The organism is Sporomusa acidovorans (assembly GCF_900101845.1).
Classification (GTDB): Bacteria; Bacillota; Negativicutes; order Sporomusales; family Sporomusaceae; genus Sporomusa; species Sporomusa acidovorans.
This window is the reverse complement of the sequence record NZ_FNAM01000047.1, coordinates 25,118-40,158: the sequence shown is the minus strand read 5'-3', so window position 1 is coordinate 40,158 and position 15,041 is coordinate 25,118. Positions and strand designations below refer to the sequence as shown.

The 15,041-nt window shown below is 46.8% G+C and carries 31 protein-coding genes; all 31 read left to right on the top strand.

All coding sequences use genetic code 11. From position 1 onward, the window contains the following. A partial coding sequence (locus BLR65_RS23480; protein ID WP_245693006.1) for an EF-Tu C-terminal domain-related protein occupies positions 1-487 on the top strand: 487 nt, incomplete at its 5' end. A 157-nt stretch (positions 488-644) separates the two neighbouring features. Beyond that, positions 645-956: a 30S ribosomal protein S10 gene (gene rpsJ / locus BLR65_RS23475; RefSeq protein WP_093796591.1), complete on the top strand. Its 312-nt coding sequence runs from the start codon at positions 645-647 to the stop codon at positions 954-956. Between the two features lie 16 nt (positions 957-972). After that, entirely contained in the window at positions 973-1,614 is a 642-nt protein-coding gene (gene rplC / locus BLR65_RS23470) for a 50S ribosomal protein L3 (RefSeq protein WP_093796590.1), read from the top strand. Between the two features lie 69 nt (positions 1,615-1,683). After that, positions 1,684-2,310, top strand: coding sequence for a 50S ribosomal protein L4 (gene rplD, locus BLR65_RS23465; protein WP_093796589.1), 627 nt, complete (start codon positions 1,684-1,686; stop codon positions 2,308-2,310). After that, the gene (gene rplW, locus BLR65_RS23460) at positions 2,310-2,597 is read left to right on the top strand and encodes a 50S ribosomal protein L23 (RefSeq protein ID WP_093796588.1); all 288 of its coding nucleotides are present in this window, start codon (positions 2,310-2,312) and stop codon (positions 2,595-2,597) included. The genes rplD and rplW overlap by 1 nt, the downstream gene beginning before the upstream one ends. Before the next feature lie 28 nt (positions 2,598-2,625). Further along, complete coding sequence (gene rplB / locus BLR65_RS23455; RefSeq protein WP_093796587.1) at positions 2,626-3,465, top strand: 50S ribosomal protein L2; 840 nt, start codon at positions 2,626-2,628, stop codon at positions 3,463-3,465. A gap of 90 nt (positions 3,466-3,555) precedes the next feature. Then, positions 3,556-3,837: a 30S ribosomal protein S19 gene (rpsS, locus tag BLR65_RS23450; protein ID WP_093796586.1), complete on the top strand. Its 282-nt coding sequence runs from the start codon at positions 3,556-3,558 to the stop codon at positions 3,835-3,837. A gap of 47 nt (positions 3,838-3,884) precedes the next feature. After that, entirely contained in the window at positions 3,885-4,217 is a 333-nt protein-coding gene (rplV, locus tag BLR65_RS23445) for a 50S ribosomal protein L22 (protein ID WP_093796585.1), read from the top strand. A gap of 24 nt (positions 4,218-4,241) precedes the next feature. Further along, positions 4,242-4,916 carry a 30S ribosomal protein S3 gene (gene rpsC / locus BLR65_RS23440; protein ID WP_093796584.1) on the top strand — a complete coding sequence of 225 codons (675 nt, stop codon included), beginning with the start codon at positions 4,242-4,244 and terminating at the stop codon, positions 4,914-4,916. A gap of 2 nt (positions 4,917-4,918) precedes the next feature. Next, complete coding sequence (rplP, locus tag BLR65_RS23435) at positions 4,919-5,395, top strand: 50S ribosomal protein L16 (protein WP_245693005.1); 477 nt, start codon at positions 4,919-4,921, stop codon at positions 5,393-5,395. Next, positions 5,385-5,582 (top strand): 50S ribosomal protein L29, encoded by a 198-nt coding sequence (gene rpmC, locus BLR65_RS23430; protein WP_093796583.1) that lies wholly within the window; start codon positions 5,385-5,387, stop codon positions 5,580-5,582. The genes rplP and rpmC overlap by 11 nt, the downstream gene beginning before the upstream one ends. A 45-nt stretch (positions 5,583-5,627) precedes the next feature. Further along, the gene (rpsQ, locus tag BLR65_RS23425) at positions 5,628-5,888 is read left to right on the top strand and encodes a 30S ribosomal protein S17 (RefSeq protein ID WP_281241575.1); all 261 of its coding nucleotides are present in this window, start codon (positions 5,628-5,630) and stop codon (positions 5,886-5,888) included. A gap of 84 nt (positions 5,889-5,972) precedes the next feature. Further along, entirely contained in the window at positions 5,973-6,341 is a 369-nt protein-coding gene (gene rplN / locus BLR65_RS23420; protein WP_093796581.1) for a 50S ribosomal protein L14, read from the top strand. 18 nt (positions 6,342-6,359) lie between these two features. Beyond that, the gene (gene rplX / locus BLR65_RS23415) at positions 6,360-6,698 is read left to right on the top strand and encodes a 50S ribosomal protein L24 (RefSeq protein ID WP_093796580.1); all 339 of its coding nucleotides are present in this window, start codon (positions 6,360-6,362) and stop codon (positions 6,696-6,698) included. A 30-nt stretch (positions 6,699-6,728) separates the two neighbouring features. Next, positions 6,729-7,271 (top strand): 50S ribosomal protein L5, encoded by a 543-nt coding sequence (gene rplE, locus BLR65_RS23410; protein ID WP_093796579.1) that lies wholly within the window; start codon positions 6,729-6,731, stop codon positions 7,269-7,271. Positions 7,272-7,305: 34 nt separating this feature from the next. Next, complete coding sequence (locus BLR65_RS23405; protein ID WP_075752846.1) at positions 7,306-7,491, top strand: type Z 30S ribosomal protein S14; 186 nt, start codon at positions 7,306-7,308, stop codon at positions 7,489-7,491. A 32-nt stretch (positions 7,492-7,523) separates the two neighbouring features. Further along, positions 7,524-7,922: a 30S ribosomal protein S8 gene (gene rpsH, locus BLR65_RS23400; RefSeq protein ID WP_093796578.1), complete on the top strand. Its 399-nt coding sequence runs from the start codon at positions 7,524-7,526 to the stop codon at positions 7,920-7,922. Between the two features lie 23 nt (positions 7,923-7,945). Further along, complete coding sequence (gene rplF, locus BLR65_RS23395) at positions 7,946-8,497, top strand: 50S ribosomal protein L6 (protein ID WP_093796577.1); 552 nt, start codon at positions 7,946-7,948, stop codon at positions 8,495-8,497. Between the two features lie 38 nt (positions 8,498-8,535). Further along, positions 8,536-8,904: a 50S ribosomal protein L18 gene (gene rplR / locus BLR65_RS23390; protein WP_093796576.1), complete on the top strand. Its 369-nt coding sequence runs from the start codon at positions 8,536-8,538 to the stop codon at positions 8,902-8,904. A gap of 17 nt (positions 8,905-8,921) precedes the next feature. Continuing rightward, the gene (gene rpsE / locus BLR65_RS23385) at positions 8,922-9,422 is read left to right on the top strand and encodes a 30S ribosomal protein S5 (protein ID WP_093796575.1); all 501 of its coding nucleotides are present in this window, start codon (positions 8,922-8,924) and stop codon (positions 9,420-9,422) included. A 12-nt stretch (positions 9,423-9,434) separates the two neighbouring features. Further along, positions 9,435-9,620 carry a 50S ribosomal protein L30 gene (rpmD, locus tag BLR65_RS23380; RefSeq protein ID WP_093796574.1) on the top strand — a complete coding sequence of 62 codons (186 nt, stop codon included), beginning with the start codon at positions 9,435-9,437 and terminating at the stop codon, positions 9,618-9,620. A 48-nt stretch (positions 9,621-9,668) separates the two neighbouring features. Further along, positions 9,669-10,109, top strand: a complete 441-nt coding sequence (rplO, locus tag BLR65_RS23375) for a 50S ribosomal protein L15 (protein WP_093796573.1) — start codon at positions 9,669-9,671, stop codon at positions 10,107-10,109. Beyond that, complete coding sequence (secY, locus tag BLR65_RS23370) at positions 10,110-11,366, top strand: preprotein translocase subunit SecY (protein WP_093796572.1); 1,257 nt, start codon at positions 10,110-10,112, stop codon at positions 11,364-11,366. Between the two features lie 12 nt (positions 11,367-11,378). Beyond that, the gene (locus tag BLR65_RS23365) at positions 11,379-12,032 is read left to right on the top strand and encodes an adenylate kinase (RefSeq protein WP_093796571.1); all 654 of its coding nucleotides are present in this window, start codon (positions 11,379-11,381) and stop codon (positions 12,030-12,032) included. After that, positions 12,029-12,775: a type I methionyl aminopeptidase gene (gene map, locus BLR65_RS23360; RefSeq protein ID WP_093796570.1), complete on the top strand. Its 747-nt coding sequence runs from the start codon at positions 12,029-12,031 to the stop codon at positions 12,773-12,775. The genes BLR65_RS23365 and map overlap by 4 nt, the downstream gene beginning before the upstream one ends. Before the next feature lie 13 nt (positions 12,776-12,788). Next, on the top strand, positions 12,789-13,067 hold the full coding sequence (locus BLR65_RS23355) for a KOW domain-containing RNA-binding protein (RefSeq protein ID WP_093796569.1): 279 nt from the start codon (positions 12,789-12,791) through the stop codon (positions 13,065-13,067). A 32-nt stretch (positions 13,068-13,099) separates the two neighbouring features. Beyond that, positions 13,100-13,318, top strand: a complete 219-nt coding sequence (infA, locus tag BLR65_RS23350; protein ID WP_021168717.1) for a translation initiation factor IF-1 — start codon at positions 13,100-13,102, stop codon at positions 13,316-13,318. Between the two features lie 95 nt (positions 13,319-13,413). After that, positions 13,414-13,527: a 50S ribosomal protein L36 gene (gene rpmJ, locus BLR65_RS23345; protein WP_028971919.1), complete on the top strand. Its 114-nt coding sequence runs from the start codon at positions 13,414-13,416 to the stop codon at positions 13,525-13,527. Between the two features lie 22 nt (positions 13,528-13,549). Continuing rightward, on the top strand, positions 13,550-13,921 hold the full coding sequence (rpsM, locus tag BLR65_RS23340) for a 30S ribosomal protein S13 (RefSeq protein ID WP_093796568.1): 372 nt from the start codon (positions 13,550-13,552) through the stop codon (positions 13,919-13,921). A 15-nt stretch (positions 13,922-13,936) separates the two neighbouring features. After that, on the top strand, positions 13,937-14,329 hold the full coding sequence (rpsK, locus tag BLR65_RS23335) for a 30S ribosomal protein S11 (protein ID WP_093796567.1): 393 nt from the start codon (positions 13,937-13,939) through the stop codon (positions 14,327-14,329). 24 nt (positions 14,330-14,353) lie between these two features. Beyond that, positions 14,354-14,986: a 30S ribosomal protein S4 gene (gene rpsD, locus BLR65_RS23330; RefSeq protein ID WP_093796566.1), complete on the top strand. Its 633-nt coding sequence runs from the start codon at positions 14,354-14,356 to the stop codon at positions 14,984-14,986. Positions 14,987-15,041: the final 55 nt, after the last annotated feature.

Below are 15,041 nucleotides of genomic sequence, written 5' to 3'. Positions count from 1 at the left end.
TGGCGTGGTAAAAGTTGGCGATACGGTTGAAATCGTTGGTATGACCGACAAGCCGAAATCCACGGTAGTAACGGGTGTAGAAATGTTCCGCAAACTCTTGGATCAGGCAGTAGCCGGCGACAACATCGGCGCACTTTTACGCGGTATTGAGCGTAAAGAGATCGAGCGCGGACAAGTACTGGCCAAACCCGGCAGCATTAAACCGCATACCAAATTCAAATCCGAAGTATACGTACTGTCCAAAGAAGAAGGCGGCCGTCATACCCCGTTCTTTAACGGCTATCGTCCGCAATTCTATTTCCGGACAACCGACGTAACCGGCGTAGTTACCCTGCCGGAAGGTGTGGAAATGGTAATGCCTGGCGACAACATTCGCATGGACATTGAACTGATTACGCCGATCGCTATCGAAGAAGGCCTGCGTTTCGCAATTCGCGAAGGTGGCCGTACCGTAGGCGCTGGTGTTGTAACTGCTGTTGAAGCATAATTTCTTTTCATAATATAATATCGGACAAAGGGCGGCATTTGCCGCCTTTTGCCAGGATATTGACCGGCGATGACGTGGAAGGTGGCCCGCACGCGCGGGGAAATTTCCACCGAGAATGTCCGTTCAGAGAAACTGGGCGATAAGGAGGAATAATTAAATGGCTAAGCAACAAAAAATCAGAATCCGCCTTAAGGCATATGACCATAAGGCGCTTGACCAAAGCGCAGTCAAAATTGTTGAAACCGCAAAACGTACCGGCGCAATGGTTTCTGGTCCGATTCCGCTTCCTACAGAAAAAAATATCTTCACTATTTTGCGTTCACCTCATGTCAACAAAGACTCCCGCGAACAATTTGAAATGCGGACACACAAACGTCTGATTGACATCCTTGAGCCGACACCTAAAACAGTAGATGCCTTAATGCGTCTCGATTTGCCGGCTGGTGTGGACATCGAAATCAAGCTGTAGGAGGAGGTGCAATAATATGGCTAAAGGAATTTTAGGAAAAAAACTGGGGATGACCCAAATCTTTACGGCTGAGGGTAGAGTTATTCCGGTTACCGTTATTGAAGCCGGCCCCAATGTCGTGGTGCAAAACAAGACAGTTGAAAATGATGGCTACAACGCAGTGCAACTCGGATTTGGCGCTGTTAAAGAGAAAAAGGTTAATAAACCGATGCAGGGCCACTTTGCCAAGGCCAATGTAAAACCGGTGAAATTTATCCGTGAACTGCGCCTGCCTGGAGCCTCTGAATATACAGTAGGTCAAGTCCTTAATGCTGACGTGTTCAGCGAAGGTGAACTTGTTGATGTAACCGGTACTTCTAAAGGCAAAGGTTTTGCCGGCGGCATTAAACGCCACAATTTTGCGCGTGGACCTATGGGTCACGGTTCAAAATCACACCGTGAGCCAGGAACTATCGGTTCCCGGATGAGCGGTGGCGGCGGTAAAGTATTTAAAGGCAAGAAACTCCCGGGTCGTATGGGCGGTCAAAAAGTTACCGTACAACGCCTGCAAGTGGTTCGTGTTGACGTGCCTCGTAATCTTCTCTTAGTTAAAGGCGCTATTCCGGGACCCAAAGGCAGTTTCATCATTATGAAAAATACCGTAAAACCCAATAAGTAATCGCAGCTTGCAACTTTGCGTTTTTTTCGTAGAGTGTAGGTTGCGAGCATCGAAAGGAGGATGTGCTATATGCCGAAAGTGGCAGTATATGACATGACCGGTGCGAAAACCGGTGAAATGGAACTTAATGATAGCGTATTTGGCGTAGAAATAAACGAAGCCCTTGTTCATCAGGCTGTTGTTATGCAAATGGCAAGCCAACGTCAAGGCACTCACGCAACCAAGACCAGAGCTATGGTACGTGGCGGCGGTAGAAAACCCTGGAAACAGAAAGGTACCGGCCGGGCACGGGCTGGCAGCATCCGGTCTCCATTGTGGGTAGGAGGCGGAGTTGCGTTTGGACCGCATCCGCGCAGTTACAAATTCAGCATGCCCCGTAAAGCTCGCCGTTTAGCAATTAAATCGGCACTGACTGCGAAAGTCAACGATGGTGGCTTAATGGTGGTTGAAAATATTAGCTTTGCTGAACCCAAAACCAAAGACGTAGTAAAACTTCTTGGCAACTTCGAGGCGCAGGCAGCAAAAGCGCTGATTATCACTGTTGACAATGATGAAAATGTTGAAAAATCGTCACGCAATATTCCTGGTGTAAAAGCCATTGGAACGATTGGACTTAATGTAATTGACCTTCTTCATCACGACAAAGTGCTGGTAACCAAAGAAGCAGTCGCCAAGATTGAGGAGGTGCTGGCATAATGGCAAATCCACGCGATGTTCTCCTCAGACCATACGTCACAGAAAAAACTACTGCGATGATGGCTGACAATAAATATACTTTTATTGTGCCGCTTACCGCCAATAAAATTGAAATCCGTCAAGCTGTTGAACAAATCTTCAAAGTAAAAGTTCTTGACGTTAATACCATGAGGGTAATGGGCAAGACGAAACGCATGGGTCGTAACGTCGGCAAGCGTCCGGACTTTAAAAAGGCCATTGTAAAACTGGCTGCCGGCGAGCGCATTGAGTTCTTTGAAGGTGTATAACCAAATTCTCTAAAAAGGAGGGGCACACATGCCAGTTAAAAGTTTTAAACCATACGCTCCTGGCAGAAGATTTATGACGGTAGCCGATTTTTCGGAAATTACCGTGGATCGTCCCGAGCGTTCTCTTACCGAGCGTCTGCAACAACACGCTGGTCGTAACCAACAGGGTCGTTTGACTGTCCGTCATCAAGGCGGTGGCCATAAGCGTCTGTATCGTGTTATTGACTTTAAACGTAATAAAGATGGCATTCCGGCAAAGGTTGCAACCATTGAATATGATCCTAACCGTTCAGCACGGATTGCTCTGTTACACTATGCTGATGGTGAAAAACGTTATATTCTCGCTCCTAACGGCCTTAATGCAGGCGATACCATTATGAGCGGCCCGGAAGCCGATATTAAAGTAGGTAATGCGTTACCGTTTAAGAACATTCCGGTAGGTACGCAAGTACACAATATTGAAATGAAGATCGGCAAGGGTGGCCAATTAGTACGTTCCGCTGGCGCGGCTGCTCAGTTGATGGCTAAAGAAGGCGACTATGCCCTGCTTAGACTTCCTTCCGGTGAACTGAGAAAAGTTCACATTAATTGCCGGGCCACCATTGGTCAGGTAGGCAACCTGGAACACGAAAATGTTACCATTGGTAAAGCTGGCCGCTCTCGCTGGCTGGGTATTCGCCCTGCTAACCGCGGTGTTGCGATGAACCCAATTGACCATCCGCATGGCGGTGGTGAAGGCCGGTCGCCAGTTGGCCGCAAACATCCTGTTACTCCTTGGGGTAAATGTGCGATGGGTGCCAAAACCCGTAAAAAGAAAGCTTCTGATAAGTTAATCGTTAAGAGACGCGCTACCCGCGGAAGCCGATAAACGATAAGTCGAGGTTCGAAGTTCGCAAGATAATGTAAACGTAAGCGAACATGCGAATGCAAGCGAACATACGAAAGGAGGCTATTTTAGGTGTCAAGATCAATTAAAAAAGGGCCTTATGTGCATGAAAGCTTGACCAAGAAAATTGATGCACTTAATGCTAAAAATGATAAAAAAGTTATCAAAACCTGGTCACGCAGTTCAACCATCCTGCCGAGCTTTGTCGGACACACGATCGCTGTGCATGATGGCCGCAAACATGTGCCGGTATATGTTACCGAAGATATGGTAGGCCATAAACTGGGCGAATTCGCACCAACCCGGACGTATAAAGGCCACAGTGGTTCTGAACGGTCCACCGGCGTAAAATAAATTTCTTAGCAAAAATCCGGGAATCATAGCCGGAAGGGGGTTAAATAATGGAAGCTAAAGCAATTGCCAGACACATTCGCATTGCTCCCCGCAAAATCCGCATTGTAATTGACTTAATTCGCGGCAAGAACGTGGGCGAGGCTTTTGCAATCTTAAAATACACTCCGAAAGTCGGAGCTGAAGTTGTGGAAAAGGTGCTGAAATCAGCTGTCGCTAATGCCGAACACAACTATGACCTGAATACCGATGCCCTTTATGTATCACAGGCATTTGTCGATCAGGGTCCAACATTAAAGCGTATTCATCCCCGCTCACGCGGACAGGCGTTCAAAATTTTAAAACGTACCAGCCATGTAACATTGGTTGTTAAAGAAAGATAACCTAAGACGAAGGAGGGAAAATTAGTGGGGCAAAAAGTTAATCCGCATGGTCTTCGCCTTGGCATTATCAAGACTTGGGACGCAAAATGGTATGCCGACAAAGATTATGCAAAAAACCTGCATGAAGACATCAAAATCCGTGATATGCTGAAAGCAAAACTTTACACTGCGAATGTGTCGCAAATCGTGATTGAGCGTGCGGCAAATAGGGTGAAGGTTACGATTCACACAGCTAAACCTGGGATGGTTATCGGCCGTGGTGGCAGCGGAATTGAGAATATTAAAAGATGGCTCAAAGAGCTTACCGCTAAAAATATTGATGTTAATATCGCTGAGATTAAACAGGCCGAGCTTGATGCTACGTTAGTTGCTGAAAATATTGCTGCTCAGTTGGAAAAACGTATTGCATTCCGCCGGGCGATGAAACAATCAGTAACCCGTACGATGCGTATGGGGGCCAAAGGAATCAAAGTAATGGTAGGCGGTCGTCTGGGTGGAGCTGAAATTGCGCGTAGTGAAGGCTACCGTGAAGGCAGTATTCCTCTGCACACTTTGCGGGCCGACATTGATTATGGCACAGCTGAAGCGCATACCACCTATGGCCGTATCGGCGTAAAAGTTTGGATCTATAAAGGCGAAGTACTGCCTGAAGCCAAGAAAACTGTTGTTGCCGCCGCTGCCACTGAAGGGGGCGAATAAACATGCTTATTCCAAAGAGAGTAAAACACCGCAAACAATTCCGTGGCCGTATGACGGGTAAAGCCACAAAAGGAATTACCGTTTCTCACGGAGAATACGGTTTGGCGGCTCTTGAACCGGCTTGGATTACCAATCGCCAAATCGAGGCAGCCCGTATTGCCATGACCCGTTACATTAAACGTGGCGGTAAAGTTTGGATTAAAATATTCCCGGATAAACCGATAACTGCAAAACCTGCCGAGACCCGCATGGGTAGTGGTAAAGGTTCACCAGAATATTGGGTAGCTGTTGTAAAACCCGGTCGTGTTCTGTTCGAAATGGACGGCGTTCCTGAAGAAATCGCGCGGGAAGCGATGCGTCTTGCTGCTCACAAGCTGCCGATCAAAACTAAGTTCGTTACGCGGGAGGATACCGCGCATTTGGATATGGATGCACCGGGTGCTAATGCTAAAGCGGGTGGTGAAGTACATGAAGGCTAATGATATCCGCGAAATGAGTGCCGCCGAACTTGACCAAAACTTAAACAAATTGAAAGAAGAACTGTTTAACTTACGGTTCCAGCATGCTACCGGCCAACTGGATAACCCTATGCGGATTCCTGCCGTCAAGAAAACAATTGCCCGCATTAAAACTATTCAGCGTCAACGTGAACTTAAAGCTCAGTAAAGTAAGGGCACCAGGTAAGTGAGTATGAAGGGAGGCAATGTAAAAGTGACCGTTGAAAGAAACGAGCGCAAAGTCCGTATCGGCAAAGTCGTAAGCGATAAAATGGAAAAAACAGTCGTGGTAGCGGTTGAACGTTTAGTACAGCACCCGTTATATCATAAATCGGTTAAAAATACTGTAAAATTTAAAGCTCATGACGAGAATAATGAAAGCCATATTGGTGATACTGTGAAAATTATGGAAACCCGTCCGTTATCGAAAGAAAAACGCTGGCGTGTGGTTGAAATTCTCGAAAGAGCAAAATAAGTTAGCGCTAGCACCGAAAGTAAGCTTCTGCGCTCTAGCGTGCCAGCAGGCACCGAGCCGCATGAGGAAGGAGGATAAGCACACATGATTCAACAGCAGACTATCCTGAATGTTGCTGACAATACCGGCGCAAAGCAGATTATGTGCATTCGCGTACTGGGTGGCTCATACCGCCGCTATGCCAATATTGGTGATGTTATTGTAGCAGCTGTTAAAGACGCTACACCCGGTGGCGTTGTCAAGAAAGGCGATGTAGTTAAAGCCGTTGTTGTTCGTTCCAGTAAGGGGCTGCGTCGTCCGGATGGTTCCTATATCCGGTTTGACGAAAATGCCGCAGTTGTCATAAAAGAAGATAAAAGCCCGAGAGGTACACGGATATTTGGACCTGTAGCCCGCGAACTCAGGGACAAAGATTTCATGAAAATTATCTCACTGGCGCCGGAAGTTATCTAGAATAAGGAGGTGTCCGGAGTGTCCGAAGCCCAAAAATTGCATGTAAAAAAAGGCGATAAAGTAGTTGTATTGTCAGGAAAAGATAAAGGCAAACAAGGCAAAATCGTGGAGGCTCTGCCGAAAAAGGGCAAAGTTGTGGTTGAAGGCGTAAACAAAGTTAAGCGTCATACAAAACCCAGCCAGAAGGCGCCTCAGGGCGGCATTATGGTTAAAGAAGCTGCTCTTGCTTCTTCCAAGGTTATGCTGGTATGTCCTGCTTGCGACAAACCTACCCGAATTAAAAAAACGCAATTAAATAGCGGCGTATTTGCGCGTGTGTGCAAAAAATGCGGCGAAGTTATTGATAAAGACAAGTAAAACCATTCTTTCCTGAAAGGAGGTTAACTCATGGCTGCAAGACTGAAAGAAAAATATATAAACGAAGTAGCTAAAGCAATGATGCAGAAGTTTGGCTACAAAAACGTTATGGAAATACCAAAAGTTGAGAAAGTGATTATCAATATGGGTGTCGGTGAAGCCGTTGGTAATCCTAAAGTTCTCGACGCAGCAGTAAACGATATGACTCTTATTGCCGGACAAAAACCGGTCGTAACCAGAGCAAAAAAATCAATTGCTGCTTTTAAAATTCGTCAAGGTATGCCGATCGGTGCCAAGGTAACTATGCGTGGCGCGCGGATGTATCAGTTTTTGGATAAACTCATCAACATTTCCTTACCCCGGGTACGTGACTTCCGCGGTGTAAGTCCGAAATCTTTTGATGGCCGTGGCAACTATACACTGGGTATTAAGGAACAGTTGATTTTCCCGGAGATTGATTACGATAAAATAGACAAAATTCGTGGTATGGATATTGTTATTGTTACCACAGCGAAAACTGATGAAGAAGCTAGAGAACTGTTAAGACTGATGGGTATGCCGTTCAGCGCGTAAAATTGTTTCAACAGTTAACAAAGGAGGGAATTCGGTGGCCAAAAAGGCTTTAATTGAGAAGTGGAAAAACGAGCCAAAATTTAAAGTGCGTAAATACAATCGCTGCAAGATCTGCGGTCGTCCGCACGGATATATGCGTAAATTTGAAATGTGCCGGATTTGTTTCCGGGAACTGAGCTACAAAGGCGCCATTCCTGGAGTAACCAAGGCCAGCTGGTAGTAGTAGCACATATAGGAAGGGGGTTCTAAACCATGGTAATGACCGATCCGATTGCCGATATGCTGACTCGCATTCGCAATGCCAACTCGGTTTATCACGATAAAGTCGAAATTCCGGCATCAAAAATTAAGCAAGCCGTAGTACAAATCCTGAAAGACGAAGGTTTTGTCAGAGACTATGATTTGGTTCAAGACGGCAAGCAGGGTATGCTACGGGTGAGCTTGAAATATGGTCCAAACCGCGAAAAAGTAATTACTGGAATCAAACGCATTTCCAAGCCCGGTCTGCGCGTATATGCCAAAAAAGAACAATTGCCACGCGTGCTGGGTGGCCTCGGAATTGCGATTATCTCGACATCCAAAGGCATCATGAGCGATAAAGTCGCACGTAAAGAAGGTCTGGGCGGCGAAGTAATCGCATACGTCTGGTAGTTTAGTGATACAGGAGGTGCAACATGTCTAGAATTGGTAGGAGTCCCATCACTGTTGCTGCTGGCGTTACCGTAACGATCGGGGATGACAATGTAGTAACAGTTAAAGGCCCTAAAGGCGAACTGACACGCCAACTCCATAAAGATATGATTATCGAGATGGAAGGCAATGTTATTAACGTCAAACGGCCTACAGATAATAAAGAACACCGTTCGCTTCACGGTTTGACCAGAACTTTGCTGAATAACATGGTAATAGGCGTAACGCAAGGATTTTCCAAGACTTTGGAAATCGCAGGTGTCGGTTACCGTGCCGCTAAAGCTGGTCAAAAACTGGCGCTCACTTTAGGCTTCTCACATCCGCTGGAAGTAGAGCCTCCCAAGGGCATCACCATTGATGTTCCTGCGCCTAATAAGATTGTCGTTTCCGGCATTGACAAAGAAGCAGTTGGCGAATTAGCCGCTAAAATTCGTGGTTATCGCGAACCGGAGCCGTATAAAGGTAAAGGCATCAAATATGAAGGCGAAGTTATCCGTCGCAAAGTCGGTAAAGCCGGCGGTAAAGGCAAGAAATAAACTCATGATAGGCAAATTAAGCGAAAGGAGTGAACACCTTGCTGCGTAAACCGAGCAAACACATCGCGCGTCATAAGCGCCAATTAAGAGCCCGGAAAAACCTGATTGGCAGCGCTGAACGCCCGCGTCTTAATGTATTCCGTAGTTTGAAGCATATTTATGCTCAGATTATTAACGACAAAACTGGCGTGACCTTGGTATCAGCCAGTACGGTAGATAAAGAATTACAGGCCAAAGTCGAGTATGGCGGCAACATTGATGCAGCTAAAGTTGTAGGTGAGGCCATCGCGAAGCGAGCCCTCGAAAAAGGCATTACGAAAGTAGTATTTGACCGCGCCGGCTATATCTATCACGGCCGTGTCGCTGCGTTAGCAGCTGCAGCCCGTGAAGCTGGACTTGAATTCTAAGAAAAGGAGGGAAATTAATGGCCAGAATTGATTACACCGGTCTTGACCTTAAAGAAAAAGTTGTATTCATTAACCGGGTTGCCAAGGTAGTTAAGGGCGGTAGACGCTTTTCCTTCAGTGCTTTGGTAGTTGTTGGCGATGAAAACGGCCATGTAGGTTTCGGTCTGGGCAAAGCTTCGGAAGTACCGGAAGCTATCCGTAAAGGCGTAGAAGACGCCAAAAAGAATCTGATAAGTGTTCCTATTGTCGGTACCACAATTCCTCATCAAATCATGGGTGTGTTCGGTGCCGGCAAAGTGTTGTTAAAGCCTGCTTCAGAAGGTACAGGCGTAATTGCCGGCGGTCCGGCGCGTGCTGTGCTTGAACTTGCCGGCATTCATGACATTCTGACTAAATCACTCGGCTCATCCAACGCCAACAATATGGTTCGCGCTACAATCGCCGGCTTAAGCCAGCTTAAACGTGCTGAAGAAGTTGCCAGCCTGCGCGGCAAAACTGTTCAGGAACTGTTGGGTTAAGGAGGTAACACAATGGCGAAACTTAAAATTACTTTAACCCGTAGCCTGATTGGCAGACCAGAAGATCAGCGTGCAACCGTAAAAGCACTGGGTCTTAAAAAAACCAACAGCTCGGTCGTTCAGGAAGATAATGCGGTAATCAGGGGCATGGTTCGCAAAGTGGAACATCTTGTTACCGTAGAGCAAATTGCAGAATAAAATCCACGTGGCAATAGCCAAACATATTAGTTCAAGGAGGTGCTGTAAATGAAATTACATGAATTAGCTCCAGCGCCTGGTTCAAAAAAAGTCCGTACCCGTGTAGGCCGTGGTTTAGGCTCCGGTCTGGGAAAAACCTCCGGTAAAGGCCATAAAGGTCAGAAAGCCCGTTCCGGCGGCGGTGTGCGTCCTGGTTTTGAAGGCGGCCAAAAACCCTTGTACTTGAGACTGCCAAAACGCGGTTTTACCAATATCTTTGCTAAAGAATACAGCGAAATTAACGTAGCTGAGCTTAACCGGTTTGACAACGGCTCAGTTGTCGACTTGGAAGCTTTGGTCGAAGCCGGTGTCATTAAAAAAGTACGTGACGGTCTTAGAATATTGGGTAATGGCGAGCTCACCAAGGCTTTAACTGTAAAAGCCAATGGCTTTACCAAGTCGGCTGCTGAAAAAATTCAGGCTGCCGGCGGTACAGTCGAGGTGATTTAATTGCTGGGAGAGCTCTCGAACGTTCTAAAGATTACTGAACTAAGGCAAAAAATCGTATTTACCTTGGTCATGTTCCTGGTATTCAGACTGGGCACACACATCCCGGTACCGGGAGTCAATGCCGCCGTTATTGAGCAGTTGTTTACCAGTGGTAATCTATTTGGGTTGCTGGATATGTTTTCCGGTGGTGCTTTAAGTAAATTCTCCATATTTGCGATGAGCATAACACCCTATATCAATGCTTCGATTATTATGCAGCTACTCACCGTAGTTGTGCCGAAATTCGAACAGTGGGCCAAAGAAGGCGAAGAGGGCCGCAAAAAAATTACCCAAATCACTCGCTATGGTACTGTTGTTCTTGGTTTCATTCAGGCAATTGGTATGGCTTTTGGACTGAAAGTGGCCATCATTAATCCTGGCTTTGGATCCATTCTCATTATTGCGCTTGCGCTGACTGCTGGGACCACTTTCCTCATGTGGGTCGGCGAGCAAATTACCGAAAAAGGTATTGGTAACGGCATCTCCCTCATCATCTTTGCCGGTATCGTATCAAGACTGCCAAGTGGCATCTATACTATGTACGAGTACGTTAATGCAGGATCCATTAATGTGTTTAATGTCTTCCTGTTCCTCATTATCGCAGTGGCCATGATTGTGTTTGTTATCCTGATACAACAAGGCCAACGCAGAATTCCGGTACAGTACGCCAAACGAGTAGTTGGCCGAAAAATGTACGGCGGACATTCTACTCACATTCCGCTTAAAGTCAATCAAGCGGGTGTTATTCCAATCATCTTTGCGTCATCTGTGCTGATGTTCCCGGTAACCATTGCCCAGTTTATTGATGTACCCTGGGTAAAAACCGTGGCAGGGTGGTTTGCGTGGGGCACGCCGCTGCAGACAACATTGTATGCGCTGCTGATCATTTTCTTCACGTATTTCTACACTGCGGTTACTATGAACATATCAGATATGGCAGAGAATATGAAAAAACACGGCGGGTTTATCCCGGGCATCAGGCCAGGTAAACCTACCGCCGATTATTTAGACCGGGTTATGACCAGAATTACCCTGGCCGGATCAATCTTCCTGGCCATAATTGCCATACTGCCGAATTTTGTAGGAGCAGTCACCAATATCCAGGGGGTTTACTTTGGTGGCACCGCTCTCTTAATCGTAGTAGGTGTGGCCTTGGATACCATGAAGCAAATAGAGGCGCTAGTCCTTATGCGTCACTACCAGGGCTTCATGAAGTAGGAGGTAGTGGTCATGTTTATTCTGTTAATGGGACCGCCGGGTGCCGGTAAAGGCACTCAGGCCGCTCAACTGGTAGAAAAATTTAAAATCCCGCACATTTCAACAGGCGACATGTTTCGGGCCGCTGTAAAGGAAGGCACTGAACTTGGCAAGCAGGCCAAAGCCTGCATGGACGCCGGGCAACTGGTGCCTGATACGGTAACGATCGGTATCGTCAAAGAGCGTTTGGCCAAGGCGGATTGCAAGCGAGGGTTTATCCTTGATGGTTTTCCCCGGACTATTGCGCAGGCAGAAGCCCTTGATCGCACACTCACTGAACTGGCGATTAAACTTGACAGAGTCGTCAATATTACAGCACCCGGTTCCGAACTGGTTGGCCGTATGACTGGCCGGCGGATTTGTAAAGGCTGCGGCGCTACCTATCATGTAGCGTTCAATGCACCAAAACAAGCTGGCGTTTGCGATAAATGCGGCGGTGAACTCTACCAGCGGGATGACGATAAAGAAGAAACCGTTCTTAACCGTCTGACTGTTTATCAAGCCCAGACTCAGCCGTTAATCGAATATTATCAGGACAAAGGCTTGTATACCGAAATTAACGGCTTGCAGCCGATCAAGGATGTCCTGAAAGATATTGTAAACAGCCTGAGAGGCGGGCAAGTATGATTATCTTGAAATCACAAAGGGAGCTAAATTACCTGCGTGATGCCGGGCGGATAGTGGCGGAAGCGCTTAATGAAGTGAAAAAAGCGGTGAAACCTGACGTCACAACCCTTGAAATCGACAGGATTGCCGAACAGTATATCAAAAGCAAAGGCGCGGTGCCTACCTTTAAAGGCTACAACGGGTTTCCGGGTAATATTTGCGCTTCAGTCAATGAAGAGGTAGTACATGGCATTCCTGGATTAAAAAGGTTGAAAAATGGAGATAATGTAAGTATTGATCTTGGCGCAACAATAAACGGCTATGTCGGTGATGCCGCTATTACCGTGCCTGTTGGCCAAGTGGACGATGAAGTAAAAGAACTGATTGAAGTAACCGAGCAGTCGCTCTATAAAGGGATTGAAAAAGCTGTGGCGGGAAATCGTTTAAGCGATATCTCCCATGAGATTCAAACCTATGCTGAGAGCCATGGTTATGGTGTGGTGCGTGACTATGTCGGACACGGCATTGGCAGAAACATGCATGAAGACCCGCAAATACCTAACTATGGGCCTCCCGGACGCGGCCCGCGATTAAAATCTGGTATGACATTAGCAATAGAGCCTATGATTAATGCCGGGACTCACGAGGTCAAGACTTTAGGCGACGACTGGACTGTAGTGACTGCTGACGGCAAGCGTTCGGCCCATTTTGAACATACCATTGCTATAACGGCTAATGGTCCGGAAATATTAACAAAACTATAGGAGGAGACGGCTTATGCCGGATGGAACTATTATTGCAGGGCATATTGTCCTGTCAATCGCAGGACGTGATGCCGGCCATAGGTATGTAGTTCTTGGGTGGTATAAGCCACAAACCCTTCTGGTAGCGGACGGACGCGGACGTAAAGTCACAAGTCCCAAAAAAAAGAACGTTAAGCATATTAAAAAGCTTAACTCTATTGCTGACAATGTGGCGGAAGCTTTACACGGCGGCAAAATACCCACCGATGAAGTGATTCGCCAGGCCCTCGCCCACATCGAGGTGACCGGATAAGTTTTTAAAAGCGGACGAGGAGGGATAAGCTCATGTCCAAACAGGATGTAATTGAAGTAGAAGGTACGGTCGTAGAAGCACTGCCCAATGCCATGTTTCAGGTAAAACTGGAAAATGGTCATATTGTGCTGGCGCATGTATCCGGCAAAATTCGTATGAACTTTATTCGAATTTTGCCTGGCGATAAAGTGACAATCGAACTTACACCATATGATTTAAAACGTGGCCGTATTACCTATAGGTTTAAATAGCTTGTGTTGTTCGTGGGTTCGTAGGTTCGTTAGTCAAGTTGATGAACGAACACGGACTGGCGTACCTGGCGGACGCACTAAAGGGAGGTTTAATTATGAAAGTAAGGCCATCGGTTAAGCCTATATGTGAAAAATGCAAAATCATCAAACGGCATGGCAGAGTTATGGTGATTTGCGAAAATCCTAAGCATAAACAAAAACAAGGTTAAAAAAGAGGGGGTGGATTAATACATGGCACGTATTGCCGGTGTAGACTTACCGCGTGATAAACGCATCGAAATTGCTTTAACATACATTTTTGGCATTGGATTAACACTGTCGAAAGAAATTCTGAAGGCTACCGGAATCAATCCTGATACCAGGACCCGGGACCTGACCGAGGAAGAAGTTGCCAAACTGCGTGAAAACATCGATAAAAACTATCGTGTTGAGGGCGACCTTCGCCGGGAAGAAGCATTAAACATTAAGCGGCTCATTGAGATCGGCTCTTACCGTGGCAAGCGGCATCGCATGGGACTTCCGGTACGCGGACAGCGTACCAAGACCAATGCCCGTACCCGCAAAGGCCCGAAAAGAACTGTCGGCGCTAAGAAGAAGAAGTAAGGGAGGGAGTTACCTTTGGCTCAAAAGAAAGTTGCAAGACCAAAACGTAAAGAACGTAAGAATATAGAACATGGTGTTGCCCACATCCGTTCGACTTTTAATAACACCATTGTTACCATCACTGATACCAGAGGCAATGCCATTTCCTGGGCAAGCGCCGGTGGACTGGGCTTTAGAGGATCACGGAAAAGTACCCCGTTTGCTGCGCAAATGGCTGCTGAAACGGCTGCCAAAGCTGCCATGGAGCATGGCCTCAAGCAAATTGAAGTATTTGTAAAAGGACCAGGTGCCGGCCGTGAGGCTGCTATCCGCTCCCTGCAAGCTGCAGGCCTTGAAGTTAACATGATTAAAGACGTAACACCCATACCGCATAATGGATGCCGTCCGCCAAAAAGAAGAAGAGTTTAAGGAATTGGGAGGTGTTTGGTAAGAATGGCAAAATATACAGGACCTGTTTGCAGATTATGTCGCCGGGAAGGTGCAAAGCTGTATCTTAAAGGCGACAGATGTTATAGCGATAAATGCTCTTTTACAGAGCACGGTTTTGCTCCCGGCCAGCATGGTGCCGGTCAAACCCGTAAAAAAGTTTCTGAATATGGCATTCAGCTTCGTGAGAAGCAAAAAACCCGCCGTATTTACGGTGTGCTTGAACGCCAGTTCCGGAACTACTTTGAGAAGGCGGAACGCCAAAAAGGCATTACCGGTGAAAACCTCCTGGTTATGCTGGAAAGAAGACTGGACAGTGCAGTTTACCGCATGGGTCTGGCTGAAAGCCGCAATCAGGCAAGACAACTGGTTCGTCACGGCTTATTTAAGGTTAATGGCCGTCGCGTAAATATTCCTTCCTTCCTGGTAAAAGCCGGTGACGTAGTTGCCGTACGGGAAGAAAGCAAAGAATCACCCATCATGAAAAAAATCGCTGAATCGCTTGGCCATAAGACAATCCCAGCCTGGATTGAACTTACGGCTGCCGATATGAGCGGTAAAGTTATGCGCTACCCCACCCGGGAGGAAATTGATATTCCTATCCAGGAACATCTTATCGTAGAGTTGTATTCAAGATAATCTGCCCTCAACCGTGGCGATGGCGTAATGTAAGAGTTTGGCCAAATGAGGAGGG

Bases quoted from the DNA above. Each gene is read 5' to 3' on its own strand.
- rplN (WP_093796581.1), top strand. From the start codon at position 5,973: ATGATTCAACAGCAGACTATCCTGAATGTTGCTGACAATACCGGCGCA.
- rplW (WP_093796588.1), top strand. From the start codon at position 2,310: ATGGCAAATCCACGCGATGTTCTCCTCAGACCATACGTCACAGAAAAA.
- rplE (WP_093796579.1), top strand. From the start codon at position 6,729: ATGGCTGCAAGACTGAAAGAAAAATATATAAACGAAGTAGCTAAAGCA.
- rplV (WP_093796585.1), top strand. From the start codon at position 3,885: ATGGAAGCTAAAGCAATTGCCAGACACATTCGCATTGCTCCCCGCAAA.
- rplD (WP_093796589.1), top strand. From the start codon at position 1,684: ATGCCGAAAGTGGCAGTATATGACATGACCGGTGCGAAAACCGGTGAA.
- rpmJ (WP_028971919.1), top strand. From the start codon at position 13,414: ATGAAAGTAAGGCCATCGGTTAAGCCTATATGTGAAAAATGCAAAATC.
- rpsE (WP_093796575.1), top strand. From the start codon at position 8,922: ATGGCCAGAATTGATTACACCGGTCTTGACCTTAAAGAAAAAGTTGTA.
- map (WP_093796570.1), top strand. From the start codon at position 12,029: ATGATTATCTTGAAATCACAAAGGGAGCTAAATTACCTGCGTGATGCC.
- rpsH (WP_093796578.1), top strand. From the start codon at position 7,524: ATGGTAATGACCGATCCGATTGCCGATATGCTGACTCGCATTCGCAAT.
- rplO (WP_093796573.1), top strand. From the start codon at position 9,669: ATGAAATTACATGAATTAGCTCCAGCGCCTGGTTCAAAAAAAGTCCGT.
- rpsD (WP_093796566.1), top strand. From the start codon at position 14,354: ATGGCAAAATATACAGGACCTGTTTGCAGATTATGTCGCCGGGAAGGT.
- rplF (WP_093796577.1), top strand. From the start codon at position 7,946: ATGTCTAGAATTGGTAGGAGTCCCATCACTGTTGCTGCTGGCGTTACC.
- rpmD (WP_093796574.1), top strand. From the start codon at position 9,435: ATGGCGAAACTTAAAATTACTTTAACCCGTAGCCTGATTGGCAGACCA.
- rpsM (WP_093796568.1), top strand. From the start codon at position 13,550: ATGGCACGTATTGCCGGTGTAGACTTACCGCGTGATAAACGCATCGAA.
- rpmC (WP_093796583.1), top strand. From the start codon at position 5,385: ATGAAGGCTAATGATATCCGCGAAATGAGTGCCGCCGAACTTGACCAA.
- rpsJ (WP_093796591.1), top strand. From the start codon at position 645: ATGGCTAAGCAACAAAAAATCAGAATCCGCCTTAAGGCATATGACCAT.
- BLR65_RS23365 (WP_093796571.1), top strand. From the start codon at position 11,379: ATGTTTATTCTGTTAATGGGACCGCCGGGTGCCGGTAAAGGCACTCAG.
- BLR65_RS23355 (WP_093796569.1), top strand. From the start codon at position 12,789: ATGCCGGATGGAACTATTATTGCAGGGCATATTGTCCTGTCAATCGCA.
- rplP (WP_245693005.1), top strand. From the start codon at position 4,919: ATGCTTATTCCAAAGAGAGTAAAACACCGCAAACAATTCCGTGGCCGT.
- rplB (WP_093796587.1), top strand. From the start codon at position 2,626: ATGCCAGTTAAAAGTTTTAAACCATACGCTCCTGGCAGAAGATTTATG.
- infA (WP_021168717.1), top strand. From the start codon at position 13,100: ATGTCCAAACAGGATGTAATTGAAGTAGAAGGTACGGTCGTAGAAGCA.
- rplC (WP_093796590.1), top strand. From the start codon at position 973: ATGGCTAAAGGAATTTTAGGAAAAAAACTGGGGATGACCCAAATCTTT.